This window comes from Lentzea sp. NBRC 105346 (assembly GCF_030269605.1).
GTDB lineage: Bacteria > Actinomycetota > Actinomycetes > Mycobacteriales > Pseudonocardiaceae > Lentzea.
The window spans coordinates 361,574-387,475 of record NZ_BSTQ01000006.1 but is presented as its reverse complement, the minus strand read 5'-3'; the positions used below and the strand labels follow the sequence as shown (position 1 = coordinate 387,475).

Annotated in this window: 26 protein-coding genes; 20 read left to right on the top strand and 6 right to left on the bottom strand. The window is 68.1% G+C overall.

Features of this window, described 5'->3' with window-relative positions; genetic code table 11:
• The first annotated feature begins 108 nt into the window (after positions 1-108).
• From QSK35_RS16205 to QSK35_RS16130, 16 genes are all read left to right on the top strand, one after another.
• On the top strand, positions 109-1,212 hold the full coding sequence (locus QSK35_RS16205; protein WP_285746836.1) for a hypothetical protein: 1,104 nt from the start codon (positions 109-111) through the stop codon (positions 1,210-1,212).
• Between the two features lie 28 nt (positions 1,213-1,240).
• On the top strand, positions 1,241-2,224 hold the full coding sequence (locus QSK35_RS16200; RefSeq protein ID WP_285746834.1) for a LacI family DNA-binding transcriptional regulator: 984 nt from the start codon (positions 1,241-1,243) through the stop codon (positions 2,222-2,224).
• A gap of 93 nt (positions 2,225-2,317) precedes the next feature.
• Positions 2,318-3,613 carry an ABC transporter substrate-binding protein gene (locus tag QSK35_RS16195; RefSeq protein ID WP_285746833.1) on the top strand — a complete coding sequence of 432 codons (1,296 nt, stop codon included), beginning with the start codon at positions 2,318-2,320 and terminating at the stop codon, positions 3,611-3,613.
• On the top strand, positions 3,613-4,467 hold the full coding sequence (locus QSK35_RS16190; RefSeq protein ID WP_285746831.1) for a carbohydrate ABC transporter permease: 855 nt from the start codon (positions 3,613-3,615) through the stop codon (positions 4,465-4,467). The genes QSK35_RS16195 and QSK35_RS16190 overlap by 1 nt, the downstream gene beginning before the upstream one ends.
• Positions 4,468-4,490: 23 nt before the next feature.
• On the top strand, positions 4,491-5,285 hold the full coding sequence (locus tag QSK35_RS16185) for a carbohydrate ABC transporter permease (protein WP_285746829.1): 795 nt from the start codon (positions 4,491-4,493) through the stop codon (positions 5,283-5,285).
• A 10-nt stretch (positions 5,286-5,295) separates the two neighbouring features.
• Positions 5,296-6,771, top strand: coding sequence for a glycoside hydrolase family 13 protein (locus QSK35_RS16180; protein WP_285746827.1), 1,476 nt, complete (start codon positions 5,296-5,298; stop codon positions 6,769-6,771).
• Between the two features lie 46 nt (positions 6,772-6,817).
• The gene (locus tag QSK35_RS16175; RefSeq protein ID WP_285746825.1) at positions 6,818-8,905 is read left to right on the top strand and encodes a galactose-binding domain-containing protein; all 2,088 of its coding nucleotides are present in this window, start codon (positions 6,818-6,820) and stop codon (positions 8,903-8,905) included.
• 139 nt (positions 8,906-9,044) lie between these two features.
• Positions 9,045-9,806, top strand: coding sequence for a DeoR/GlpR family DNA-binding transcription regulator (locus QSK35_RS16170; RefSeq protein WP_285746823.1), 762 nt, complete (start codon positions 9,045-9,047; stop codon positions 9,804-9,806).
• Between the two features lie 58 nt (positions 9,807-9,864).
• Positions 9,865-11,205, top strand: a complete 1,341-nt coding sequence (locus tag QSK35_RS16165; RefSeq protein WP_285746821.1) for an ABC transporter substrate-binding protein — start codon at positions 9,865-9,867, stop codon at positions 11,203-11,205.
• Between the two features lie 2 nt (positions 11,206-11,207).
• Positions 11,208-12,140: a carbohydrate ABC transporter permease gene (locus tag QSK35_RS16160; protein ID WP_285746819.1), complete on the top strand. Its 933-nt coding sequence runs from the start codon at positions 11,208-11,210 to the stop codon at positions 12,138-12,140.
• Positions 12,137-12,937, top strand: a complete 801-nt coding sequence (locus QSK35_RS16155) for a carbohydrate ABC transporter permease (RefSeq protein WP_285746817.1) — start codon at positions 12,137-12,139, stop codon at positions 12,935-12,937. Before QSK35_RS16160 ends, QSK35_RS16155 begins: the two co-directional genes overlap by 4 nt.
• Positions 12,934-13,923, top strand: coding sequence for a zinc-dependent alcohol dehydrogenase family protein (locus tag QSK35_RS16150; RefSeq protein WP_285746815.1), 990 nt, complete (start codon positions 12,934-12,936; stop codon positions 13,921-13,923). Before QSK35_RS16155 ends, QSK35_RS16150 begins: the two co-directional genes overlap by 4 nt.
• A gap of 86 nt (positions 13,924-14,009) precedes the next feature.
• A complete protein-coding gene (locus QSK35_RS16145) occupies positions 14,010-14,255 on the top strand; it encodes a hypothetical protein (protein ID WP_285746813.1) in 246 nt (81 codons plus the stop codon).
• Complete coding sequence (locus QSK35_RS16140; RefSeq protein ID WP_285746811.1) at positions 14,252-16,120, top strand: sensor histidine kinase; 1,869 nt, start codon at positions 14,252-14,254, stop codon at positions 16,118-16,120. The genes QSK35_RS16145 and QSK35_RS16140 overlap by 4 nt, the downstream gene beginning before the upstream one ends.
• The gene (locus QSK35_RS16135) at positions 16,117-16,755 is read left to right on the top strand and encodes a response regulator transcription factor (RefSeq protein ID WP_285746809.1); all 639 of its coding nucleotides are present in this window, start codon (positions 16,117-16,119) and stop codon (positions 16,753-16,755) included. Before QSK35_RS16140 ends, QSK35_RS16135 begins: the two co-directional genes overlap by 4 nt.
• 73 nt (positions 16,756-16,828) lie before the next feature.
• A complete protein-coding gene (locus QSK35_RS16130) occupies positions 16,829-17,377 on the top strand; it encodes a radical SAM family protein (protein WP_285746807.1) in 549 nt (182 codons plus the stop codon).
• Here QSK35_RS16130 and QSK35_RS16125 read toward each other — a convergent pair.
• Genes QSK35_RS16125 through QSK35_RS16100 form a run of 6 tightly spaced genes read right to left on the bottom strand, consistent with a single transcriptional unit; the run spans position 17,344 to position 22,180 of the window.
• Positions 17,344-18,276, bottom strand: a complete 933-nt coding sequence (locus tag QSK35_RS16125; RefSeq protein WP_285746805.1) for an asparaginase — start codon at positions 18,274-18,276, stop codon at positions 17,344-17,346. The genes QSK35_RS16130 and QSK35_RS16125 overlap by 34 nt on opposite strands.
• Positions 18,273-18,842, bottom strand: coding sequence for a 1,2-dihydroxy-3-keto-5-methylthiopentene dioxygenase (locus tag QSK35_RS16120; RefSeq protein ID WP_285746803.1), 570 nt, complete (start codon positions 18,840-18,842; stop codon positions 18,273-18,275). The genes QSK35_RS16125 and QSK35_RS16120 overlap by 4 nt, the downstream gene beginning before the upstream one ends.
• Entirely contained in the window at positions 18,839-19,429 is a 591-nt protein-coding gene (gene mtnB / locus QSK35_RS16115) for a methylthioribulose 1-phosphate dehydratase (RefSeq protein WP_285746801.1), read from the bottom strand. Before mtnB ends, QSK35_RS16120 begins: the two co-directional genes overlap by 4 nt.
• Positions 19,426-20,076: an acireductone synthase gene (gene mtnC / locus QSK35_RS16110; RefSeq protein WP_285746800.1), complete on the bottom strand. Its 651-nt coding sequence runs from the start codon at positions 20,074-20,076 to the stop codon at positions 19,426-19,428. The genes mtnB and mtnC overlap by 4 nt, the downstream gene beginning before the upstream one ends.
• Positions 20,073-21,074 (bottom strand): s-methyl-5-thioribose-1-phosphate isomerase, encoded by a 1,002-nt coding sequence (locus QSK35_RS16105; RefSeq protein ID WP_285746798.1) that lies wholly within the window; start codon positions 21,072-21,074, stop codon positions 20,073-20,075. Before QSK35_RS16105 ends, mtnC begins: the two co-directional genes overlap by 4 nt.
• Positions 21,074-22,180 carry an acyl-CoA dehydrogenase family protein gene (locus QSK35_RS16100; RefSeq protein ID WP_285746796.1) on the bottom strand — a complete coding sequence of 369 codons (1,107 nt, stop codon included), beginning with the start codon at positions 22,178-22,180 and terminating at the stop codon, positions 21,074-21,076. Before QSK35_RS16100 ends, QSK35_RS16105 begins: the two co-directional genes overlap by 1 nt.
• 138 nt (positions 22,181-22,318) lie before the next feature.
• Here QSK35_RS16100 and QSK35_RS16095 point away from each other — a divergent pair, with 138 nt between their 5' ends.
• The 4 genes from QSK35_RS16095 to QSK35_RS16080 all read left to right on the top strand — a co-directional run.
• Positions 22,319-22,522 carry a cold-shock protein gene (locus tag QSK35_RS16095; RefSeq protein WP_285746794.1) on the top strand — a complete coding sequence of 68 codons (204 nt, stop codon included), beginning with the start codon at positions 22,319-22,321 and terminating at the stop codon, positions 22,520-22,522.
• A 216-nt stretch (positions 22,523-22,738) separates the two neighbouring features.
• Positions 22,739-23,932: a PI-PLC domain-containing protein gene (locus QSK35_RS16090; protein WP_285746792.1), complete on the top strand. Its 1,194-nt coding sequence runs from the start codon at positions 22,739-22,741 to the stop codon at positions 23,930-23,932.
• A gap of 76 nt (positions 23,933-24,008) precedes the next feature.
• On the top strand, positions 24,009-25,082 hold the full coding sequence (locus tag QSK35_RS16085; protein ID WP_285746790.1) for an aminotransferase-like domain-containing protein: 1,074 nt from the start codon (positions 24,009-24,011) through the stop codon (positions 25,080-25,082).
• 38 nt (positions 25,083-25,120) lie between these two features.
• Positions 25,121-25,902, top strand: a 782-nt coding sequence (locus tag QSK35_RS16080) for an NAD-dependent epimerase/dehydratase family protein (protein WP_285746788.1), incomplete at its 3' end; no start/stop codon positions are given.

The following is a 25,902-nucleotide window of genomic DNA, read 5'->3' as shown; positions in this document are numbered from 1 at the left end:
CCGTACGCGCTTTCACCATGAATGCACGGGTGCTGCGAGGGGACTGCGGGAGGCGTGCTGGACAGGTGGGCGAGAACGGGTGTCCGCCGTTCGCGCCCGCGACGGAGGGTGCTCGCCACCGCGTGCGGGCTGCTCGGTGCTGGCCTGGTTCTGCTCGCCGTCGCCGTCGGCACCGCCACGCCGGCTTGGGCGCACGTTCTGTTGCTCGAGCTCTTTCCGCTGCTCACGCTCGTCGGCGTACTTCTGCTGCTCTACGAACTGGTGCTGCACCGCTGGCTGGTGCAGGAGATCGCGCGGATCGCCGGTCCGGGCATGGTGGGCAACATGCTGCCGCAGGACGTGCTGCGCACGTTCCTCGACTCGATCTACGGCGAGAACGCGGCCAACCACGACGTCGTGTCCGGCGTGCTCGGCGGCGAAGGCGTGCGACCGGGCGGTGAAGGGCTGACGATCAGCACCCACACCACGGTCGAGCTGGAGGCCAGCGCGATCAACCACGACACCTACCACCTGACCTCGACGGTCAGCTACAGCTTCAAAACCCCGGTGGCCGACGACAAGTTCGTCATCTTCGCGACGTGCGACCCGCTGTTGCGCGACTCGATCATCGCCGGCTGCCGGCTCCCGCTGTGCGACCTCTGGTACGTGGGCGATCCCGACCTGTTCCACGAGTCGATCGAGGACATGCTGCCCTCGGTCAACATCGGCATGAGCTACACCGACGAGAGCGGCACCCCCACAACCGCCGAACTGGAACGGATCAAGCCCACCGACGTGAAGTTCGAGCGGTGGACCGACTACCTGACGTTCTTCCGCGAGCCGATGAGCACGATGCCGCGGCAGAACCCCCGGCGGCACCTCAACAGCCTGCGGATCTTCGAGTGCGACCTGAGCGGCCTCGCCAGTGCCGATCACATGGTCAGCACCATCGAGCGACTGACCGTGCAGGTCACCACGCTGCAACCCGTCGACGAGGGCTTCCTCTACTGGCAGTCGCCCTATCCCTGCTACGTCGACCGGATCTCGCTCAAGGCCACCGACTTGAGCACACGGGATCGCGTGTTCGAGTTCCGGATGATGCCGTTCACCTTCCGGTCCAACACCGACTCCACCCGTTGGCTGCCCGCGCACGAGCTGGAGGATCTGGACGTGCAGTCGTGGCTCTTGCCGGGACACGGGGTCGTGCTGGTCTGGCGCGAAACGCGCAAGTGAACGCAAGTGGCTGTCGTATGCTTGCGCAATGACGCAGCGACGCCTGGCCGAAGTGGCCGCGAAGGTCGGGGTCAGCGAGGCCACGGTGAGCCGCGTTCTCAACGGCAAGCCGGGTGTGTCCGACGAGACCAGGGAGAAAGTGCTCACGGCCCTCGACGTGCTCGGCTACGAACGGCCGACGCAGCTGCGGGGCGAACGAGCACGGCTGGTGGGGCTAGTCCTGCCGGAACTGCAGAACCCGATCTTCCCCGCGTTCGCGGACGTGATGGGCAACGCGTTGGCGCAGCAGGGGTTCACGCCGGTGTTGTGCACGCGGACGGCCGGCGGGGTCAGTGAGGCCGACTACCTGGAGTTGCTGCTGGAACAGCACGTCAGCGGCATCGTGTTCGCCGGCGGGCTGTACGCGCAGGCCGATGCGGCACACGGGCACTACCTGCGGATGGCGAAACGGAAGCTGCCCGCGGTGCTGATCAACGCGGCGATCGACGACCTGGCGTTTCCCAAGGTGTCCTGCGACGACGCGGTGGCCGTCGAGCAGGCGTTCGGGCACCTCAGGAGCCTCGGGCACACGCGCATCGGGGCTGTGCTCGGGCCCGCGGATCACATGCCGTCGCGGCGGAAGTTGAAGAGGCTCACCGAGCTCGACGCGGAGGCGCTGACCGAGCACGCGATGTTCTCGCTGGAAGGCGGACAGGCCGCGGCTACGAAGCTCATCGAACGCGGCGTCACCGGGATCATCTGCGCCAGCGATCCGCTGGCGCTTGGGGCGATCCGGGCTGCGCGACGGCAGGGGAAGAAGGTGCCCGAGGACGTGTCGGTCGTTGGGTACGACGACTCGGCATTCATGAACTGCACGGACCCGCCGCTGACGACCGTGCGGCAGCCCATTGAAGCCATGGGGCGGGCGGCTGTGGAGCTGCTCAGCAGCCAGATCGCCGGGAAACAAGTGCCCGCGGAGGAGTTGCTGTTCGAGCCCGAACTGGTGGTGAGGGCATCCACAGCGCCAGTCTAGTTTTTGCGGGATCCTGTTCAGATATTGCGTTCAGATGAAGCGCGGGCCTATGGTCGCGCTCACATCGCAGTGGCGCGAGAAGGGTCCCCACCCATGAAGAAGAGCGCTGGATTACTGGTGTGCCTGTTGACCGCCGCGTGCAGCGGCAGCGCGCAGGACACGGGCAAGGTCGTCATCTCGATCAACGGGCAGCCGCCGCAGACGCAGGCGTTCGAGCGCAAGATCTTCGACGAGGACGTCGCGGAGTTCGAGCGGACGCACCCGGACATCGACGTTCAGCCACACGAGGGGTTCATGGACCCCAAGACGTTCTCCGCCAAGCTCGCCGGCGGCCAGCTCGAGGACGTCTTCTACGTCTACTTCACGGATCCGGCCCAGCTCATCGCGCGCAAGCAGGCCGCGGACATCACCGAGTACACAAAGGACATCCCGCACTACCAGGAGGTCCGGCAGGAACTGCGGGATGTGTTCAGCGCCAACGGAAAGGTGTACGGCGTCCCGACCGCCAACTATTCGATGGGCCTGCTCTACAGCCGGAAGGTCTTCCAGGAGGCGGGGCTCGACCCCGACCAGCCACCGCGCACCTGGGACGAGGTGCGGGAGAAGGCCAAGCGCATCAAGGAGAACGGGAAGGTCGGCTTCGCCGAGTACAGCAAGAGCAACCAGGGCGGCTGGCACTTCACCACGTGGATGAAGTCGACCGGCGGTGACGTCACCAAGGACGGCAAGGCGGACTTCAACAACGCCAACGGCCGGAAGGTCCTCGACACGCTGCATCGGATGCGGTGGGAGGACAACTCCATGGGCGACAAGCAACTCCTGGAGCTCGCCGACGTGCAGACGATGATGGGCGCCGGGCAGCTGGGCATGTATCTCGCCGCACCGGACAACGTGCCCACGATCGTCAACCAGTTCAAGGGGAACTACGCCGACTACGGGCTCGCGGGCATCCCGGACGGCAAGGGCACGCTCATCGGCGGTGAGGGGTACATGATCAATCCCAAGGCCGATCAGAAGAAGATCAAGGCCGGGCTCACCTGGCTGCAGTGGAAGTACCTCAACCCGGACCGCATCGAGCCGAACCTCAAGCGGTACCAGGAACAGGGTCAGCCGATCGGGCTGCCGGTGCCGCCCGCCGCGGACATCTGGACCGGTGACGTCCGTGCCAAGCAGGAAGAGCTCAAGGCCAAGTACGCCACGGTGCCCACGCAGAACTTCCAGAAATACATGGACAGCACCGCGAAGGGCAGCATCGAGCCGCCCAACGCGCAGCAGGTCTACGCGATCCTCGACAGCGTCATGCAGGGCGTGCTGACCAACAAGGACGCCGATCGGGACCAGCTGCTCGAGGACGCCGAGGCCAAGGTCAACGCGGTCCTGGTGAAGTAGTGCGCCGGCACCTCACCGCGTACGGCTTCCTCAGCGGCGCCTTGGTGGTCTTCGCCCTGTTCTCCTGGTACCCGATCGTCCGCGGCGTCACGCTGAGCTTCCAGCAGGTCAACTTCGTGACCGCCGCGGACTGGGTCGGCTGGAGCAACTTCGAAAGACTCGTCAACGACCCGCAGTTCGCCATCGCTTGGCGGAACACGATCGCGTTCACGGCAATTGCGCTGGTACTGGGCTTCGGCGTGCCGTTCGTGACCGCGGTGGTGCTCAACGAGCTGCGCCACGCCAAGACGTACTTCCGGCTGGTCGTGTACCTGCCGGTGATGCTGCCACCGGTCGTGACGGCGTTGCTGTGGAAATGGTTCTACGACCCCGGCCCCGGTCTGTTCAACACCGTCCTGCGAGGACTCGGCCTTCCGGAGGGAACGTGGCTCGACAGCGGCAGGATCGCGCTGGTCTCCCTGGTCGTCGTGGCGACCTGGGCGAACATGGGCTCGGCGACGTTGATCTACCTGGCGGCGTTGCAGACGATTCCGGGCGAGCTGTACGAGGCGGCGGAGCTGGATGGAGCCGGTGTGCTGCAACGGATCCGGCACGTCACGATCCCGCAGACGAAGTTCGTGCTGCTGATGCTGGCGCTGCTGCAGGTGGTGGCCACGATGCAGGTGTTCACCGAGCCGTTCATCATGACCGGCGGCGGCCCGGAGGACTCGACTATCACGGTGCTGCTCCTGCTGTACCGGTACGCGTTCGTCTACAACGACTTCGGCACGGCGAGCGCGCTCAGCCTGATGCTGTTCACGGTGCTCGGCGTCTTTTCCGCTCTGTACCTCAGAGTCACGAGCAGAGAACACTGACCAGACCCGGTCGCTCCTACTGGGTGGTCTTCACCGCAACGATGCTGATCTTCACCGCGGCGTTCCTCGTACCGCTGGTGTGGGTGGTGCTCGGTGCGATGAAACCGCCCGCGGAGCTCGCCAGGGTGCCGCCGACGATCCTGCCCGAGACGTGGGTGCCCGAGACCTACGCCCAGGCGTGGAACTACATGGACCTCGGGCGGTTCTTCCTGAACACGCTGGTCGTCGCCATCGGCGCGTGGGCGGTGCAGCTCGCGGTCGCGGTGCCGGCGGCCTACGCGCTGTCGAAGCTGCGGCCGTTGCTGGGCAACGTGATCCTCGGGCTGATGCTGGCGACGCTGATGCTGCCCGCGGCGGCATTGCTCGTGCCGATGTACCTCACGATCTCCGACCTCGGCCTGCTCAACTCCCCCGCCGCCATCTGGCTACCCGCCGCCGCCAACGCGTTCAACATCTACCTGCTCAAACGGTTCTTCGACCAGATCCCCAGGGAACTCCTGGAAGCGGCGACCATCGACGGCGCCGGACCGATCAGAACGCTCATCAACATCGTCCTGCCGATCAGCCGGCCGATCCTGGCCGTCGTGTCGATCTTCGCGGTCGTCGCGGCGTGGAAGGACTTCATCTGGCCGCTGCTCGTCTTCTCCGACCCGGCGAAGCAGACGCTGAGCGTGGCGCTGCAGCGGTTCGCGCCGGACACCCCGATCAACCTGCTGCTGGCCGGACTCGTGCTGGCCGGCCTGCCGATGGTGGCGCTGTTCCTGGCGTTCCAGCGGCACATCCTCGCGGGGCTCACCGCGGGCGGCATCAAGGGCTGAAAGGAACGCCATGGAGTGGTGGCGCAACGCTGCGATCTACCAGGTCTATCCGCGCAGCTTCGCGGACGGCAACGGCGACGGTATCGGCGATCTCACCGGACTGCGGACCAGACTCCCCCACATCGCGAACCTCGGCGTGGACGCGATCTGGCTCTGCCCCTGGTACCCGTCGCCGTGGAAGGACGGCGGCTACGACGTGTCGGACTACCGCGACATCGACCCGCTGTTCGGCACGCTCGCCGAGGCCGAGAAGCTCATCGGTGAGGCGCACGACCTGGGCCTCCGCGTGATCATCGACATCGTCCCGAACCATTGCAGCGACCAGCATCCGTGGTTCCGGAACGACCTCCGCGGCCGGTTCCACTTCCGGCAGAGTGAGACCCCGCCCAACGACTGGCGGTCGCGGTTCGGCGGATCGGCCTGGACCCAGCTCGAACCGGGCGCCTGGTACCTGCACCTGTACGCCGCCGAGCAGCCGGACCTCAACTGGGACAACCCGGTGGTGCGCCAGGAGTTCCGCGACATCCTGCGGTTCTGGCTCGACCGCGGCGTCGACGGGTTCCGCATCGACGTCGCCGACGGGCTCGTCAAGGACTTCACCAAGCCCGACGCGGACGCCCCCTACTCCGACCAGGACAGCGTGCACGAGATCTACCGCGACTGGCGGCGGATCGCCGACGAGTACGACGATCGCGTGCTGGTCGGCGAGATGTGGCTGCCCGACCCGGAACGGTTCGCCCGCTACCTGCGGCCCGACGAGCTGCACACGGCATTCAACTTCGACTTCCTGTGTTGTCCTTGGGACGCAACGGCCTTCAGACAGGTCATCGACGCGACCATCGCGGCGCACGCACCCGTCGACGCACCGCCGACCTGGGTGCTGTCGAACCACGACGTCACGCGGCACGTCACCCGATATGGCCGCGAGAACACCGGATTCTCGTTCGCCGACCGGCAGCACGGCGTGCCGACGGACCGCGCCAAGGGCGTCAGACGTGCCCGCGCCGCGATCATGCTGGCCGCGGCGTTGCCCGGTGGGCTGTACGTCTACCAGGGCGAGGAGCTCGGCCTCTGGGAGGTCGAGGATCTGCCGGACGAGCTGCGGGAAGACCCGGTGTGGCACCGGTCCGGATTCACCGACCGCGGGCGCGACGGCTGCCGCGTGCCGATCCCGTGGGGTGACAACGAGAAGACCTGGCTGCCGCAGCCGAGTGAGTGGCAGGCGCTGAGCGTCGCGGCGCAGACCGGCGAATCTGAATCGATGCTCAGCCACTACCAGCGGGTTCTGCAGCACCGCAAGGAACTCACGGGCGACCTCACCTGGCTGGAGCTGGGCGAGGACGTGCTCGCCTTCCGCCGGGACGAGTTCACGTGCGTCGTGAACTTCTCCAGCCGCGCGATCTCGTTGCCCGGCACCGCCTTCCTCACGAGCACCGAAGTGGAGGGTGGCCAGTTACCCCCGGACGCCGCCGCATGGATCAACTGAGGAGACAACGATGTTTTCCTGGAGGGCCATAGCAGTTGCATTGGTGGTGGGAGCTGCGATACAGCCTGTTCCCGCCGCGTCCGCCATAGGCGGCAGTGGCGCCACTGTCCCGTTCACGGAGTACGAGGCGGAGACGGCGTCGCACAACGGAACGAAGATCGGTCCCGACTACACGCAGGCCAGCCTGGCGTCCGAGGCCTCCGGACGACAGGCTGTCACGCTGAACAGCGGCAACCAGGTCGAGTTCACCCTCACCAGGCCGGCCAACGCCATCACGGTCAGGTACAGCGTCCCGGACGGCAGCCAGGGCAACCTGGGCGTCTACGTCAACGGAACCAAAGCAACCGACCTGAAAGTCACGTCCAAGTACAGCTGGTTGGACACCGGCTGGATCCCCGGCCAGAAGATCCACCACTTCTACGACGAGTCACGTGCGCTGCTCGGCCGCGACCTGAACGCGAACGACAAGGTCAGCCTTCGCGCGGAGAGCACGATCACCGTCGACCTCGCCGACTTCGAGCAGGTCGCGGGACCGGCGACCAAACCGGCGAACGCCCTCTCCATCACCGATTTCGGTGCCACGCCGAACAACGGGGGCGACGACGCCGAGGCGATCTGGCAGACCGTCCTCGCGGCGAAACAACAGGGCAAGGAGGTGTGGATCCCGCCGGGCACGTTCGAGGTCGGCCGGGCGCTGCAGATCGACCAGGTCACCATCCGCGGCGCGGGCATGTGGCACTCGGTGCTGCACAGCAACAACCCGTTCCGCAACGACAGCCAGGTCCAGGGCAACATCCGGCTGCACGACTTCGCGGTCATCGGCGAGATCACCGAACGCAACGACGGCAGCCCGGACAACGCCTACCACGGCCCGCTCGGCGCGAACTCGGCCATCTCCGGCCTGTGGATGCAGCACATGAAGGTCGGCATCTGGACGATGAACGGCACGACGAGCAACGCCGTCATCGAGAACAACCGGTTCCTCGACCTCACCGCGGACGGGCTGAACTTCAACGGCCGGGTGAGCGACTCCGTGGTGCGCAACAACTTCCTGCGCAACACCGGTGACGACGCGCTCGCCATGTGGTCGCTGGGCGGCGCGGACGTGCGGTGCCGGTTCGAGAACAACACGATCGTGCAGCCGAACCTGGCCAACGGCATCGGCATCTACGGCGGCACGGACACCACGTTGCGGGGCAACAAGATCCTCGACACCAACGCGCTGGGCAGCGGGATCGCGATCTCCAACCAGGCGTTCATCAACAACGGCACGTTCGCGCCGCTCGCGGGCACCACGACGGTCGCGGACAACACGCTGATCCGCACCGGCGCGATGAACCCGAACTGGAACCACCCGATGAGCGCGATCCGGATCGACTCGTACGACTTCGAGATCACGTCGCCCGTGAACGTCACCGGGAACCTCTTCCAGGACAGCCCGTACAGCGCGATCGAGGTCGTGTCCGGCGGCGGCACGGGCAAACCGGTGCGCAACCTGCGGGTCGACAACAACCGGGTCGACGGTGTCGGCACGGTCGTCGTGCAGGTCGAAGCGCCGGGGTCAGGAGACTTCAGCAACCTCGTCGCGTCGCGCGTGGGCACCGCCGGTTCGTACAACTGCCCCTACCCCAGCGGCACGTTCAGCCTCAACAAGGGCACGGGCAACAGCGGCTGGGACAGCGAGTGGACCGACTGCGGCTCGTGGCCGCCCGTGAACGGCGGTCAGCCGCCCGCGGACGGCAACCTGGCGCGCGGCCGGGCCACGTCTGCCAGCGGCTACCAGGACGTCTACCGGCCGGCGAACGCGGTCGACGGTGACGCGAACACCTACTGGGAGAGCACGAACAACGCCTTCCCGCAGTGGTTCACGGTCGACCTCGGCGCCACCAGGAGCGTGTCGCGGCTGGTGCTGAAGCTGCCCGCGCACTGGGGTCCGCGCACGCAGACCATCACGGTCGAGGGCGGCACGGGCGGGGCGTACTCGACCGTCAAGGCGTCGGCGCAGTACCAGTTCGCGCCGAACGCCACGGTCACGTTCCCGCCGACCGATCTGCGGTTCATCCGGTTGACGTTCACGGCCAACACGGGCTGGCCCGCGGGTCAGCTCAGCGAGTTCGAGGTGTTCACGGCCTGAGCGGGGCCGGAAACCGGGCAGAAAACGGGCACCGGAACGGCCAGGTGTGGCGGTGGCCACACCTGGCCATTGGTGTTACACCTATTACCAGTCCGAACGGGCAGGTCAGGCCCGAATGGGCACGCACGAGGAGGTGAGCATGCGGTCGGACGAGCGCAAACGCCGCATCCTCGCCAGGGCACGCGCGGACGGCCGGGTCGACGTGGTCGAGATGGCCGCCGAGCTGGAGGTCGCTCCGGAGACCGTGCGGCGTGACCTGCGGTTGCTCGACGAGCACGGCCTCGTCCGCCGCACCCACGGCGGCGCCATCCCGGTGGAGAGCGCCGGGTTCGAGACGGGCCTGAAGTTCCGCAGCGCGTCGCACGTGCCCGAGAAGCGGCGGATCGCGAAAGCCGCGGCCGACCGGATCGACGACGCGGAGACCGTGTTCGTCGACGAGGGCTTCACGCCCCAGCTGGTGGCGGAGGCGTTGCCGCTCACCCGCCCGCTCACGGTCATCACGGCGAGCCTGCCGACCGCGGCGGCGTTGTCCGAGCACCCGGCGTGCACGGTCCTGCTGCTCGGCGGCCGGGTACGTGGCCGCACGCTGGCCACGGTGGATCACTGGGCCATCAGCATGCTCGGCGAGATGGTCATCGATCTCGCCTATGTCGGCGCGAACGGGATCTCGCGCGAGTTCGGCCTCACCACTCCCGACCCGGCGGTCGGCGCGGTGAAGGCGAAGGCCGTCGAGGTGTCCCGGCGAAGGATCTTCGTCGGCGTGCACACGAAGTTCGGCGTCCACAGCTTCAACCGGTTCGCCAAGATCGGCGACCTGGAGGCGATCGTCACCGACACGAACCTGTCCGCGAGCGAGGCCCACCGGTACTCGCTGCTGGGACCGAAGGTCATCAGAACGTAAGAGCGCACCACCCCATCGAGGTAGGGCTTATTCAGGCATGCCTTGGAAAGGAAAGACGATGTCGTCGTTCCGGTATCTCAGCATCACCGCCGCAGTGTTGCTGGCGACCACCGCCTGCGCGGGCGCGGGAGGTGGCGGCGGCGCCTCCGACGCGAACTCCGTCAACGTGCTCATGGTGAACAACCCGCAGATGGAGGACATCCAGAAGCTCACCGCGGACAACTTCACCAAGCAGACCGGCATCAAAGTCAACTACACCGTGCTGCCCGAGAACGACGTGCGCGACAAGATCAGCCAGGACTTCTCCAGCCAGGCCGGTCAGTACGACGTCGCGACCATCAGCAACTACGAGACGCCGATGTACGCCAAGAACGGCTGGCTCACGCCGCTCGACGACTACATCGCGAAGGACTCCGGGTTCGACCAGCAGGACATCCTGGAGCCGATCCGTCAGTCGCTGACGGCCGCGGACGGCAAGGTGTACGCGGAGCCGTTCTACGGCGAGTCGAGCTTCCTGATGTACCGCAAGGACGTCCTCGACGCCAAGGGCATCAAGATGCCCGACAAGCCGACGTGGCAGGAGGTCGCGGACATCGCGGCCAAAGTGGACACTCCCGAGATGCGCGGCATCTGCCTGCGCGGCCAGCCCGGCTGGGGTCAGGTGATGGCGCCCCTGACCACAGTCGTCAACACCTTCGGCGGCACGTGGTTCACCAAGGACTGGCAGGCGCAGCTCACCGCGCCGGAGTTCAAACAGGCCACGGACTTCTACGTCAACCTCGTCCGCACGCACGGTGAGGCCGGCGCGCCGCAGGCCGGGTTCGCCGAGTGCCTGAACAACATGACGCAGGGCAAGACCGCGATGTGGTACGACGCCACGGTCGCCGCCGGTCTGCTCGAGGCCGACGACTCGCCGGTCAAGGGCAAGCTCGGGTTCGCACAGGCTCCGGTCGTGAAGACGCAGTCGTCCGGCTGGCTCTACACCTGGGCGTTCGGCATCCAGAAGGCCAGCAAGAAGGCCGACGCGGCGTGGAAGTTCATCTCGTGGGCGTCCGGCAAGCAGTACGAGGAGCTGGCGGGCAAGACACTCGGCTGGTCGAAGGTGCCGGACGGCAAGCGCGCGTCGACCTACCAGCGGGCCGAGTACAAGCAGTCCAGCGGCGCGTTCTCCGCGCAGGCCGAGGCCGCGATCAAGGGTGCGAAGCCGCTCGACCCCGGCGTGCAGCCGCGCCCCGCACCGGGCATCCAGTTCGTCGGCATCCCCGAGTTCACCGACCTGGGAACCCAGGTGTCGCAACAGATCAGCTCCGCGATCGCCGGAGCGACGAGCGTCGACGCCGCCTTGAACGCCGGCCAGCAACTGGCCGAGAAGGTGGCCGCGAAGTACCGGGGGCAGTAGTCATGGCCGTCCTCACCAGGCCCTCGGCTCCGCCGAAGCGCCCGGCGCCCGAGGCCCCGCGCCCATCGAACCGGTGGGCGCGGCGGGCGCCCCTGCTGCCCGCGCTGATCTTCCTGATCGTGATCACCCAGCTGCCGTTCGTCGCGACGCTGGTCATCTCGTTCATGAAGTGGAACTCGCTGGACCCGGCCGGTCGCGGCTTCGCCGGGTTCGACAACTACGTCAACGTGTTCGTCGACCCGGACCTGCGGTCGTCGGTCATCAACACGGTCATCCTCACGGCGTCCGTGGTGCTGATCAGCCTGGTGCTCGGCCTGGGCCTGGCGTTGTTGCTGGACAAGAAGTTCCGCGGCCGCGGGATCGTGCGCACGATGCTGATCGCGCCGTTCCTCGTGGTGCCGGTCGCCGCCGCACTGTTGTGGAAGCACGCGTTGTACAACCCGGAGTACGGGCTGCTCAACGGAGTCCTGACCTGGTTCGGCTTTTCCGCGCAGCCGGACTGGATCAGCTCCATGCCGATGACGGCGGTCGTCACGTCACTGGTGTGGCAGTGGACGCCGTTCATGATGCTGATCCTGCTGGCGGGACTGCAGAGCAAGCCGATCGAACCCGTCGAGGCAGCCCGGATCGACGGTGCCTCGCCGTTCCAGATCTTCCGGTACCTGACGTTCCCGCACCTGCGGCAGTACCTGGAGCTGGGCGCGCTGCTCGGGTCGATCTACATCGTGCAGAACTTCGACGCGGTGTTCACGATCACCTCGGGCGGCCTCGGCACGGCGAACCTGCCGTACATGATCTACCAGACCTTCTACCAGGCGCACGAGTACGGTGAGGCGTCCGCGGCCGGCGTGATCGTGGTGGCCGGTTCGATCGTGATCGCGACCTTCGCGCTGCGCGTGGTGTCCTCCCTCTTCCGAGACGAGGCTTCGCGATGACGCGCATATGGGGAGTCGTTGCCTGGTTCGCCGGCATCCTGTTCTTCCTGCCGGTGGCGTGGATGGTGCTGACGTCGTTGCACAGCGAGGCGGACGCCGCCACGAACCCGCCTTCGCTGGCCGCATCGCTGACTTTCGACGGGTACAGCGAGTTCTTCGGCGCCGGCTCGATGCCGCCGCTGATCAACTCGTTCACCGCGTCGATCGGGTCGACGATCATCGTGTTGCTGCTGGCGATTCCGGCGGCGTACGCGTTGTCCATCAAGAAGGTGGAGAAGTGGACCGACGTCCTGTTCTTCTTCCTCTCCACCAAGATGATGCCGGTCGTCGCGGCGCTGCTGCCGATCTACCTGGTCGCGCAGTACGCCGGGCTGCTCGACAACATCTCGTTCCTGATGGTGCTCTACACGTCGATGAACCTGCCGATCGCGGTGTGGCTCATGCGGTCGTTCCTCTCCGAGGTGCCGCCCGAGATCCTGGAGGCGGCCGCCATCGACGGCGCCGGGCTGATCACGACCCTGCGCCGGGTCGTGGCGCCGATCGCGATGCCCGGAATCGCCGCGACCGCGTTGATCTGCTTCATCTTCTCGTGGAACGAACTGCTGTTCGCCCGCGTGCTCACCGGTGTGGTCGCGTCGACCGCCCCCGTGTACCTGACGGGGTTCGTGACCTCGCAGGGGTTGTTCCTCGCCAAGGTCTGCGCCGCCGCGACCGTCGTGTCCCTCCCGGTGCTCATCGCCGGGTTCGCCGCCCAGGACAAGCTGGTCCAGGGCCTGTCTCTTGGAGCCGTGAAGTGAAGGCAGCGGTGATCAGCGGGGTCGGTCAGGTCGAGGTGACCACTGTGGACGATCCGCGCCCCGGACCACGGGAGGTCGTCGTTGACGTCGCCGCCTGCGGGCTCTGCGGCACGGACCTGCACATCCTGCAGGGCGAGTTCGCGCCGACGCTGCCCGTGGTGCCCGGTCACGAGTTCGCCGGTGTCGTCGTCGACGTCGGGTCCGCCGTCACGGAGGTGGTGGTCGGCGACCGCGTGGCCGTGGATCCTTCGCTGTACTGCTTCGAGTGCCGCTACTGCCGCGCCGGGCGGAACAACCTGTGCCTGCGGTGGGCCGCGATCGGCGTGTCCACCGCGGGCGGCGCGGCCGAGTACGCGGTCGCACCCGTGTCGAACTGCGTGCGGCTGCCGGAACATGTGCGGCTGGAGGACGCGGCGTTGATCGAGCCGCTGTCCTGCGCGGTGCGCGGGTACGACGTGCTGCGGGCACAGATGGCGTCGCGGGTGCTCATCTACGGGTCCGGGACCATGGGCCTGATGATGTTGCAGCTCGGGAAGTTGACCGGGGCGGCGTCGATCGAGGTGGTCGACGTGAACCCCGAGCGGCTTGTCACCGCTACGCAGTTGGGGTGTACGGCCGTCGCCTCCGGTGCCGACGAGCTGGACCGGCCGGAGGGCTGGGACGTCGTGATCGACGCGACCGGCAACGAGAAGGCGATCCAGGACGGGCTCGGGCGGGTCGCGCGGGGCGGGACGTTCCTGCAGTTCGGTGTCTCGGACTACGCGGCGCGCGTGACGATCGAGCCGTACCGGATCTACAACCAGGAGATCACCATCACCGGGTCGATGGCCGTGCTGCACTCGTTCGAACGGGCGGCCGACCTGTTCGCCAACGGCGTGCTCGATCCGGAGGTGTTCATCAGCGACCGGCTGCCCCTCGAGGACTATGCATCGGCACTGGATGCGTTCCGGTCCGGGAAGGGTCGGAAGATTCAGGTTTTGCCGTAGAACGAAACGTTGTGTATCCAGTCGCCGGTTCCTCACTCTTGCCCTACTGGGCGCCGCCCAGGCGCTCCGGGGGGGAGGAACCGAAGATGTTCGCGGACGAGGTGAGGGCCAAGGCTGAGCTCTCGGACCACGACCTGTCGACCTGGTACAACGACTTCCGCAAGACCGCGGCCAACGCGCAGACCGAGGCGGGGTTCCACAACCAGGCGCACAGCGGCCTAGAGGTCACGCTCGAGGAGCTGCGCAAGAAGCTCCAGTCGTACCGGGAGGACTTCAGCACGCAGGACCAGGGGTCCGGCTGGCACAACGTCTGGCACTGGATCCACGGGTGACGTTCCGCCTGGAGATCGCCGCGGCACGCGCGCTGGGTGTCGGGGTGGCGGCATGCGTGCTCTTCGCGGGGGCGCACGCGGCGGTCTCCGGGCTCGTCTCACATCCGCGCAACTGGCTGATCGCGGTCGGCTGCACGTTGCTCGGACTGCGGGTCGTGGCACACGCGACGCGCAACGCGGTGGGCTGGCTGCTGCTGGCGATGGGGGCGTTCGGCGCGGTCGCCGTGGCGGTCGCGGGGTGGCCGGACGTGCGCGCGGCCGCGTGGATCGACGCGTGGGTGTTCTGGCCGACGTACGCCTTGCTGCCCGCGGTGGCACTGGTGTTCCCGACCGGCAGCCCGCTGTCGAAACGGTGGTGGCCGGTGCTCGCCGCCAGCCTGTTGAGCATCGCGCTGGGCACCATCGGGATCGGCTGGGCGTCGTGGCCGGAGCCCGCGACCTTCTGGCAGGACGTGGTGAACGGCCGCAGCGCCGCGGGCCTGCCCCGGCACCTGACGATGATCGGCTTCGCCGGGGTGCTGCTCAGCCTGCTCGCCGCCGTGGTGTCGCTGGGGTTGCGGTGGCGCCGGTCGGACGGGGACCACCGGCGGTTGCTCGTGTGGGCCACCGGGCTCGTGGCGCTCGCGGTCGTCGCGATCGTGCTGGAGATGCCGTTCGGGAACTGGACGTGGCTCGCCGGCGCCGTCGCGTTCCCGGCCGCCGCGGTGATCGCGATCGTCCGGTACGGGCTCTACGACATCAGCCTGCTGATCCACCGATCATTGCTCTACGGCACGCTGACCGTGCTGCTCATCGCGTTGTACGGGCTCGTCGTCTTCGGTGTCGCGAAGGTCTTTCCCGCGCAGGCCGCGGCGGCCGGTACCGCGGCGGCCGTGCTCGCGATCGCTCCCCTGCGCCGGACGCTGCAGCGCCGCCTCGACCGGTGGCTCTACGGCGCCCGCACCAACCCGTACGCCGCGCTGTCGGCGTTGACCGGCCGGCTCGAACAGGCGCCGGGCGACGTGCTGCCCGCGGTGGCGGAGACCATCGCTTCCGCGCTCAAGCTGCCCTACGTCGCGATCCGCGGCGGCAGTGTGCTGGCCGAACACGGGAAGTCGCACGGATGGCCGCAGCTGCGATTTCCCATGACGTATCGCGGAAACCCGGTCGGCGAGCTCGTCGTCGAACCGCGTGCGCCGGACGAGCGACTGACGGAACGCGAGCTGAGCCTGTTGACCGACATGGCCCGCTCGGCCGCGCCCGCCGCCCAGTCGGTGAAGCTCACGGCCGACCTCCAGCTCGCCCGCGAACGGCTCGTGCGCGCGCGTGAGGAGGAACGCCTGCGGTTGCGGCGCGACCTGCACGACGGTGTGGGGCCCGCGCTCGTCGGCATCCGGCTGCAGCTGCGTGCCGCGAGCCGGTCGGTCGGCGGTCTCGACGCCGTGCTCGCCGACCTCGACACGACGACCGCCGAGGTGCGCCGGCTCGTCGAGGGACTGCGCCCGCCGATCCTCGACCAGGGGCTCACCCTCGCGTTGCGGCAGGAGGCGGCGCGGTTCGCGAGCGAGCTGCGGGTGGAGGTGGACGCCGAGGAGCTCACCGGGCTGCCCGCGGCGGTCGAGGTGGCGGCGTACCGGATCGCGGCCGAGGCGTTGACCAACACCGCCCGCCACTCTCATGCGACCGAGTGCCGGATCACGGTGCGCCGCAACGACTTCCTGGAGCTGGCGATCACCGACAACGGAACGGGCATCGCGTCCGGTGCCACGCCGGGCATCGGCCTCGCGTCCATGCGCGAACGCTGCGCCGAGCTCGGTGGCACGTGCGTCATCACCTCGGAGCACGGCACGCGGATCGTGGCGCGGATTCCGCTGGAGGCGCAATGAGGGTGCTGATCGCCGACGACCACCCCGTGTTCCGGCGCGGGCTGCGGGCGTTGCTCGACTGCACGGACGGCATCGAGGTCGTCGCGGAGGCGTCGACCGGCAACGAGGCGATCACCGCCGCACGGGAGCACGAGCCGGACGTCGTCGTGCTCGACCTGCACATGCCCGACGGCACGGGAGTCGAGGCGGCGAAACAGATCCTCAGCCGCAAACCGGGCACCGGCGTGCTCGTGCTGACCATGCACGAGGACGACGAGCTGGTGTTCGCGGCCATGCGCGCGGGCGCCCGCGGGTACCTCGTGAAGACCGTGGACGACGACGAGATCGTGCGCGCGGTGAAGGTCATCGGCGACGGCGAGGCCATCTTCAGTCCCACCATCGCGCAACGCATGATGGGCTACTTCACCGCGATCACGCGCCCGGCGGAGCTGGCGTTCCCGCAGCTCACCGACCGCGAACGCGAGGTGCTCACGTTGATCGCGCAGGGCTGCGGCAACGCCGAGATCGCGCACCGGCTCGTGTTGAGCCCCAAGACGATCCGGAACCGGATCTCCAGCATCTTCACCAAGTTGCAGGTCGCCGACCGCGCCCAGGCGATCGTCCGCGCCCGTGAGGCCGGGCTGGGTGGTCCCTGAAAGTCGGGACACCGGTCACCTGCGCAAGGGACTACTCCCCCTGGAGCATTGCCGCCGTAAAGGGGGAAAGACAATGGACATCACCTGGGAAGTCGCGTACGCGAGGCTGAGCCACGAGCGCATGCTGCGTACCGCCGACGCCCTGATCTCGATGCGACCGGACACCGTCACGCTCAGCGGAGGGGAGCCGCTGTCCGTGCCGGGCCTGTTCGAGATCCTCGAACGGTTCCGCGACGCCGGTGTCGGCGTCGTACTGCACACGGGCGGCCAGGGCCTGCACCCGTCGATGGTCGGCACGCTGCACGGGCTGTGCGCGCGCATCGTCATCGGCATCGACTCGTGGGCACACGCCATGCAGGCGTTGCACATGCTCGACGTCGGTGCCGCCATGGCCGAACGCCACGCCGAGTTCGGGCTCGACGCGCACAAGGTGCACTACGGGTTCGACCGGCTGGAGGAGTTCCTGGCGGTGACCGCGGCCGGGCTGCCGAACCTGGCGTTCGTCGCGGTCGGCGACGCGGTCACCACCGATCACGTGCGGTACCTGCAGGCGCTGGCGCCGCAGGGTGTGCGCGTGACCAGGGACGATCAGTACACGCTGCCGCGCGTCGTGAACTCCTGAAGCAGGTCGCGGCCCAGGGCCAGGGTGAGCAGGATCCGAGCCTTGCGCGGGTCCAGCCACCCGGCCGGCACCGCGCCCCGCTTGATCAGGTCGGACTCGGAGCCCGCGAACGCGTAGGTGTCGCGGAACGTCGTGCCCGCGCCCGTCCGGCTGGCCACGACGACGGGGAACGTGGCGTCCTCGATCGCGTCGGCCATGCCCGTGGAGACGTGCCCGACGCCCGTGGCCGCGACGACCGCCGCGTCGACCTTGGCTTCCCGCAACAGGAATCCGTCGTCGCCGAGCGTCGCCTCGAACAGTGCCACGCGCGGGAACGCCTCGGGCCGCGGCAGCGGTTCGAAGCGGTGCGCGGGATGGAAGTAGCGCGGGTGCTGCTCCACGACGAGGCCGAGCGGGCCCGGTTCGGACCGGAAGGCGTCCTGCCGGCTGGAGTGGGCCTTGCGCACCCAGCGGGCCGCGTGCACCTCGTCGTTGAGCACGAGCAGCGCGCCGCGGCCCCGGCTGTTGGCGGCCGCCGCGGCGGCGACGGCCGCGGTCAGGTTCGCCGGGCCGTCCGCGCCGGGCAGACCGGGGTGCCGCATCGCGCCGGTCACCACGATCGGTTCGTCGAACGGCCACAGGCAGTCGAGGAAGTACGCCGTCTCCTCGAGCGTATCCGTGCCCTGCACGACGACGATGCCGCGCGCACCGCCCCGGATCCGGGCGACCGCCCAGTCGAACACCTCGAGCAGAATCGCGAACGTCAGCGAGGCGCCGGGAATCGTCGCCAGCGTCGTGACCTCGCCGACGTCCAGGCCCTGCGTCAGCTCGTTCGCGCCCAGCGTGGGCGTGACTCCGCTGCCGGAGCCGGTCATGGAGATAGTGCCGCCCAGCGTGGCAACAGCGACCTTTGAGCTCACCCCCGATGACCCGCCATCAGCTGGTCGAACGTCGGGAACTTCGTGGCGATGTCGCTGCCGGTGAAGTTGCCGACCCAGCCGTCGTCGTCGTGGAAGAAGCGGATCGACACGTAGTCCGGCGTGGTGCCCATGTCGAACCAGTGGGTCGTGTTGGCGGGCACGCTCAGCAGGTCGCCCGCCTCGCACAGCACGCCGTACACCTTGCCGCCGACGTGGAGGTAGAAAACCCCTGCGCCACGGGCGAAGTAGCGGTCCTCGTCGTCGTCGTGCGTGTGCTCGGAGAGGAACTTCTGCCGGAACTCCACGGCCTTCGCGCGGTACTCGTCGGTGTCCGCGGGCGTCATCTCCATCGCGTCGACGAGGATGTAGCCCTCGGTCTCGATGACCCGGTCGACCTCGGCGCGGTACTTCTCCAGCGCGTTGTCGGCGGTGACGTCCTCGCGCAGGGACCAGCGGTCGAACCGCACGCCGTGCTCCTTGAGCTCGGTGGCGATCTCCTCGGCGTCGGTCGTCCGCACGAGCACCGTGTCCGGATCGTCCTCCGGCCAGACCGTCAGCAGTGTCATGATCGGCTCCTCCTCGTCTCGACCTTGAACCGCAGCAGCCACTCCAGGCACTCGAGCCGGTGCCTGGCCTGGTAGAGGTCGTCACCCCAGACGTACACCCCGTGCCGGGCGACGAGCAACGCGGGCACACCGGGGTCGAACCCCTTCTCGAACGCGTCGCCGAGGACGGTCATGTCCTGGTCGTTGGGCACGACCGGGATGGTGACCTCCTCGTGCGCCTGCCGCCCGAACCCCTTGAGCATCTCCAGGTCCCGCAGCACCACGCCGTCCGGCCAGTACTCGGCGGCGACGACCGGGGCCAGCGCGTGCACGTGCACCACGGCGCCCGCACCCGCCACCGCCGCGATCCGCGCGTGCAGCCCGGCTTCGGCGGACGGGATCTTCTCCGAGTCGACGGCCAGACCGTTCTCGTCGATGACGACGTTGTCGTCGGCGGTCATCTCGCCCTTGTCGAGCCCGCTGACCGTGACCGCCAGTCGCAGCGGATCCCGTTGCAGCACCACGGAAAGGTTGCCGGACGTGCCGCGCATCCAGCCCATCTGGGTGTAGCGCGCGCACTCCCGTGCCAGCTGCTCCCCTGGCGTCACAGCGAATGCACCGTCCGATGTGGACCGAAGTCCGCGTTGCCGTACGGCTCGCCGTCCCGTGCGACGCCGACGGTGTGCCAGCCGGCCTCGGCGGCCGCGTCGAGTTCGGCCGGAACGTCGCTGTAGAACGTGATGTCGTCAGACTCCAGGACGGCCGCGATCGCCTTGTAGGACGCGGCTTCCTTCTTCGGGCCCGCGTTCACGGTGTCGAAGTGGTGTTCGAAGTACGGCGTGAGGTCGCCCTCGGTGGTGTGCTTGAAAAACGCGATCTGGCCGGCGACCGAGCCGGACGAGAAGATCGCCAGCTTGATGCCGGCCTCGTGCCACGCCTTGATCGCCGGGACCACGTCCGGGAAGAACGACGCGGTCAGGTCGCCCTGCTCGTAACCGCGCTGCCAGATGAGGCCCTGCAACGTCTTCAGCGGCGTGACCTTCTGGTCGGCGTCCATCCACGCGTGCAGTGCGCCCACGACGTCGTCGTGCCCGCTCAGTTCCTTGATCTGGCGCACCGCCTCGACGACGACCGGGTCGTCGGCGTGCTCGGAGATCCACGGGCCGAGGCGCGGCCGCGCGTAGTCGTACAGCACCACGAGCACCTGGTCGGTCGCGCTCAGGGTGCCCTCGATGTCGAGTACGACCCAGCTCACCGTTCTTCTCCTCTGTGATAGTCAGTCAGGCGGTCCGGCGCGAGCACGCCCCGGTCCGTCACGATCCTCGTGACGAACCGCGGCGGCGTCACGTCGAACGCCGGGTAGAGCCCGCGGACCCGTTGCGAGGCCGTCGGCCTGCCCAAAGTGGACAACACCTCGGCGCCGTCGCGGTACTCGATCGGGACGTCTTCCTTCGTGCTCGCACCCAGGTCGGGTGCCTGCACCTGCGCGTAGAACGGCACGCCGAACGCGTGGGCCGCGACGGCGAGGCCCAGCGTGCCGACCTTGTTCACCACATGTCCGTCCATGGTGACGCGATCGGCCGCCGTGACCAAGGCGTCGACCACACCGGACTGCAGCACGGCCGCTCCCATACCGTCGGTGATCAGTGTCGTCTCGACGCCCATCTCGGCCAGCGTCTCCGCCGTGAGCCGGGCGCCCTGCAGGTACGGACGGGTCTCCGTGCAGACGAATCGCAATCGCTTGCCATTGCGTTGAGCTGCGGAAACGGTTTCGGTCAGGTACAGGTCGGCCCAGCAGTGCGTGAGCACGCAGCCGTCGTCCGGGAGGAGTTCGGCGGTGTACTCCCCCAGCCTCCTGCTTCGCTCCCGGTACCGCTCATCGCCGATCCGGGCGCCTTCCGCGGCGGCCTCGACGGTCCCGGCGGTGTCGACGGTTTCGAGGACGAGGGCGACGGCCTTGCGCAGGGCGTTGTTGGTGCGCCGGGTGTTCTCCAGCAGGGCGCCGGCCCTGGCGAGCTCCTCACGTGCTTCGGCGAAGGGCTTGTCGCTCAGCGTGCGCGCGGCGAGGACCATGCCGTAGAGAGCGGCGAAGTACGGCCCCGAGGACTGGGTGACCATGTCCTCGATCGCCTTCGCGACCTCCTCGACGGTCTCGCAGCGCACCCATGTGCGTTCGAACGGGAAGACGCGCCGGTCGAGGACGTGCACCGCGTCGCCGTCGAGCCGGACGCTGTGCGCGAGCACCGGCTCCATCAGCTGTACCCGGTGAACGCGGGGTGCTCACCGGTGAGGAAGTGCTCGCCGACCTCGCGCGCTTTGTACACGACCGGGTCGTGGAGCGTAAGCGTGCGGGCGTTGCGCCAGAAGCGGTCCAGCGCGTAGCCGGCAGCGGTGCCGCGCGCGCCGACCTGTTCGAAGATCCGCGAGCTGACCTCGTTCGCGACCTTCGTGGAGACGACCTTGGCGGCCGAGATCGCGACCGCGGCCTCGCCGCGCTGCTCCTTGGTGAGCGCTGCGCCTTGGTCGGAGGCCGCCTTGAGCTGGTCGCTCGCCTGGTCCGCGAGCAGCCCGGCGGCCTGCGTCTGGGCGACCATCTCGCCGTAGCTCGCGAGGATGTGTGGATCTTCGGTCGCTTTGCCGACATTGCTGACGAACCACGGGCGCGTCTTGGTGCGGGTGTACTCGGCGGCCTCGGCGAGCGCGCCCTCCGCGATCGCGACGTAGAGCTGCGCCAGCACCAGCTGGAACCCCAGTGCCGCCAGGGAAAGCCGCGGGTGCTCGTCAATGGGCTGCACGCCTAGCACGTCCTCGTTCGGGACGACGACGTTCTCGAACGCGACGCCACCCGAGGCGGTGAGCTTCTGGCCGATGTTGTCCCAGTCGCCCAGGTAGGTGATCCCGTCCGCGGCGCCGTCGAGCATGAAGGTGAGCTTCTCGCCGTTGTCCGTGCGGGTGGCGCTGACGACGAGCCGGTCGGCGACGGCCGCCCCGGTCGCGAACGTCTTGCGGCCGTTGACGAGGAACCCGTTCTCGGCGGGCGTCAGCTCCAGTGCCGCGTCGAGCGGGTTGGAGACGCCGGCCCAGAACCAGCCGGACTCGTGACGGACGGGCTTGTCGAACAGGCCGGAGCGCCAGATCTGCAGGTAGTGGTAGCCGAGCAGGTGCCCGATGTTGGCGTCCGCGGCGCCGACGATCCGGGTGATCTTCTGCTGCGTGGACCAGTCGGTCTCGTCGAGCAGGCCGGTCTGGCGCAGCAGTTCGACCTCCTTGACCGGCGGCTGGTTGGCGCGGTCCCGGTCGGCCGCGTCGGACCTCAACCTGGCGGCGAACTCCTGCGCCGTGGCCGGCCAACTCGTCATGCTCATTCCTCCTGCTGCGAACCCCGGCCAACCCTACTTCGTGCCCCTCCCGGGCTAACCAAGATGTGAGAGAGACGGTCGAATGGCAGACTGCGCGCACCTCGCAACGAGGATCAGCTCATCAAGGGAGCAATACGCATGGCGCAGGGCACTGTGAAGTGGTTCAACGGCGAGAAGGGCTTCGGGTTCATCGCGCAGGACGGCGGCGGCCCCGACGTGTTCGTCCACTACTCGCAGATTGAAGGCGGTGGCTTCCGCTCGCTGGAGGAGAAGCAGCGCGTGGAGTTCGAGATCGGCCAGGGCCAGAAGGGACCACAGGCGCAGGCTGTCCGCGCCATCTGAATGCTTGAGGGGCCCCGGTCGTCAACCGGGGCCCCCTCTTGTTTCTGGCGGCAACCGAGGGAGTCGAACCCTGCGCGGCTTATGAAGGCGGCGCCCAGGACCGGCTCTCACCCTTCGGCGGAGCGGCGGCTGCCTGATGAATGTGTTCCCAACCTGTTAAACGGTCAAACGTCCGAGAGCGTTTCATGTTTCACTCGGATGGGTGACGCTGGGCGCGTGCGATACCTCCCTGCCGTCGCTTTACTGATCATCGCGCTGGTCCCGGTAGTGCCCGCTCAGGCGGCACCCGTGGGCGATTACTACCTGCAGAGCGTCAAAACGGGGGACAACCTGTCCCAGGTGGGCTCGGGCGTCGAGCTGCACCACCCGAAGGGCAACGAGGACAACCAGCAGTGGAAGCTGCGGGACGGCCGCCTGGAGAACGCCACCACCGGCTCGTGCCTGAACAAGTCCCTCCAGATGGTCGCCTGCGCCTCGGACACCTGGACGTTCAACCAGGTCGGTGACCAGTGGGAGATCCCGGGCCTGACCCTGGACACCCGCTGGTATCTCACGCCCGTCTCGGGCGGCACCGCCTCGTTCCCCGCCGACCCGCGGCTGGACGAGGCGACGTTCCTGGTGGCGCACAACGCGTTCGCCAACGGCGTGGACGGCGGCTTCGCGCCCCCGTTCCTCAACCTCGCCAAGAACCAGACGCGCGGCATCGTGCAGCAGCTCGGTGACGGGGTGCGCGGGTTCATGCTGGACATCCACCAGACGCCGGACGGCGCGATCCTGTGCCACAACAGCTGCACGTGGGTCTCCAAGCCCGTGGCGTTGTGGGTCGATCTCCAGCGGATCGTGGATTTCCTTCGGGCCAATCCCAGCGAGATCGTCACCGTGTTCCTGGAGGACTACGTGTCGTCCTCCGTTTTGGGGGCGGAGCTCGCCCGCGTCAACGGGCTGTCGTCCCTGCTGTTCCGGCCCGACCAGTCGGGTGTGCGGGAGAACGGGTGGCCGACGCTGTCGCAGCTGCGTGCGTCCGGCAAGCGACTGCTGATCTTCACCGACCACGCGCGCGACGGGCGTGACTCCTACGGGGTCATGTACGGGCACGACTGGACCGTGGAGAACTACTGGTCCATGGGCGGCGGGCTCGGCACGTCCGACTGGTCCTGCTACACCCGGTGGAGCGACCGGCCGTTGACCGCGACCGACCGCTTCCAGCCGTTGTTCGTCATGAACCACTTCCGGGACACGCCGTTCACCTCCACGGCGACGACGGACAACTCCAAACTGGCCGACCGGGCGCAGCGGTTCTGCCAGCCGGCGGCGCGCAAGAAGCCGACCTACCTGGCGGTGGACCACTACAACCTGGGCAACGCGGCCTCGGCGGTCACCCAACTGAACACCTACACCTACCGCCCCTGAAGGTGGGACACAGAGTGCCGGAAGGTGGGACTCGCGGTGGCGGCAGCCCAGATTGTGGGAGCGGTACGCTCCGCGCATGGCCCCGATCCTGTTCACCCGTGGTGCACCGTCGCTCGACATCATCGACCAGGAGGGCCTGCGCGAAGCGGCGCAGCAGGCCTTCACGAAGGACCCCGCCGGGACGTTCGCCTACGGCACGTCCGTCGGCTACGTGCCGCTGCGCGAGTGGATCGCGGAGCAGCACGGCGTCGAGGTGGACCAGGTTCTCGTGACGAACGGGTCGATGCAGGCGGACGCGTTCCTGTTCGAGCTGCTGGTGAACCCCGGTGACGACGTGGTCGTCGAGGCGCCGACGTACGACCGCACGCTGCTGAACCTGCGCCAGCGCGGCGCCAAGGTCGCGGCGATCGACCTGGAGACCGACGGCATCGACACCGCCAAGCTCGAGGCGTACCTCGAGGGCGCGCGGCCGTCGCTCGCGCACATCATCCCGAACTTCCAGAACCCGGCCGGCTACACGCTGAGCACCGAGAAGCGCGCGAAGCTGCTGCAGCTGGCGGCGGAGAAGGACTTCGTCCTGTTCGAGGACGACCCGTACCTCAAGGTGCGCTTCGAGGGCGAGCAGCTGCCGACGATGCTGTCGCAGGACACCTCGGGCAAGGTCGTGTACGCGTCGTCGTTCTCCAAGACGATGTGCCCCGGCATCCGCTGCGGTTACCTGGTCGGCTCGAAGGACATCATCGGCCGGATCCAGAAGATCGCGACCAACACCTACATCTCGCCGAACATGGTCGCGCAGTCGATCGTCAACGAGTTCTGCCGCTCCGGCCGCATCGAGCAGTCGGTCGCGACGGTCAAGAAGGCGTTGAAGGAACGCAAGGACGCGCTCGTCACGGCACTGCAGCGTGAGCTGCCGGACGCGGTGTACACGGCCCCGCAGGGCGGCTACTTCATGTGGGTCGAGCTCCCCGGCGTGAGCGTCGAGAAGCTGTTCCCCGTCGCCAAGGAGCACGGCGTCGAGTTCGTGAAGGGCTCGGACTTCATGCTGGAGGGCGGCGACAGCGCGATGCGCCTGGCGTTCTCGGGCGTCAACGTCGAGCAGATCGACGAGGGCATCACCCGCCTGGCCGCGGCGGTTCGCGCGCTCTAGGAGGGTTTCCGCGATGACGGCGCGGGTAGCTCTTGTGCATGGCCCGCGTCGTCGTCTCCGGAAGATCCGAGTTCCTCGGATCCCATGTGTCCGAGGAACTTCTGCGCCGCGGCGCGCGCGTCAGCACTGATCCCGAGATCGACGGACGGGTCGATCTGGTGCTGCACGTGCTGTCCCCGGCGTCCCCGGCCGACTACCTGCGCCGGCCCATCGCGACGCTGCACACGGTCGGCCTCGGCACCACGAAGGCGCTGGACCTCGCGTACCGCAAGGGTGCCCGGTTCGTGCTGGCGTCGGCGGGCGAGATCTACGGCGATCCCGAGCAGCACCCGCAGCCGGAGAGCTACTGGGGCAATGTCAATCCGATCGGACCGCGCGGCGCCTACGACGAGGCGGTGCGGTTCGCCGAGGCGCTGACGTTCGCCTACCTCCGCGAGCACGGCCTCGACATCGGCATCGCGCGCCTCTTCAACCCCTACGGCCCGCGCATGCCCGCCGACAGCGGCAGCCTCGTGCCGACATTCATCGGCCAGGCGCTGCGCGAGGAACCCATCACCGTGCACGGCGACGGCCGGCAGACGCGGTCGCTCTGTTACGTCGACGACGCCGTGCGCGGACTCCTCGCGCTCGCCGACAGCTCGCACACGGGCCCGATCAACATCGGCAGCCCGGTCGAGCACACCGTCCTGGAACTCGCGCAGCTGATCAAGAAGGTCTCCGGCTCCGGCTCACCTGTCGAGCACACGACGGCGGCGACCGACGACCCGCGCCGCCGCTGCCCGGACATCACGCTCGCCGAACGGCTCCTGCACTGGTACCC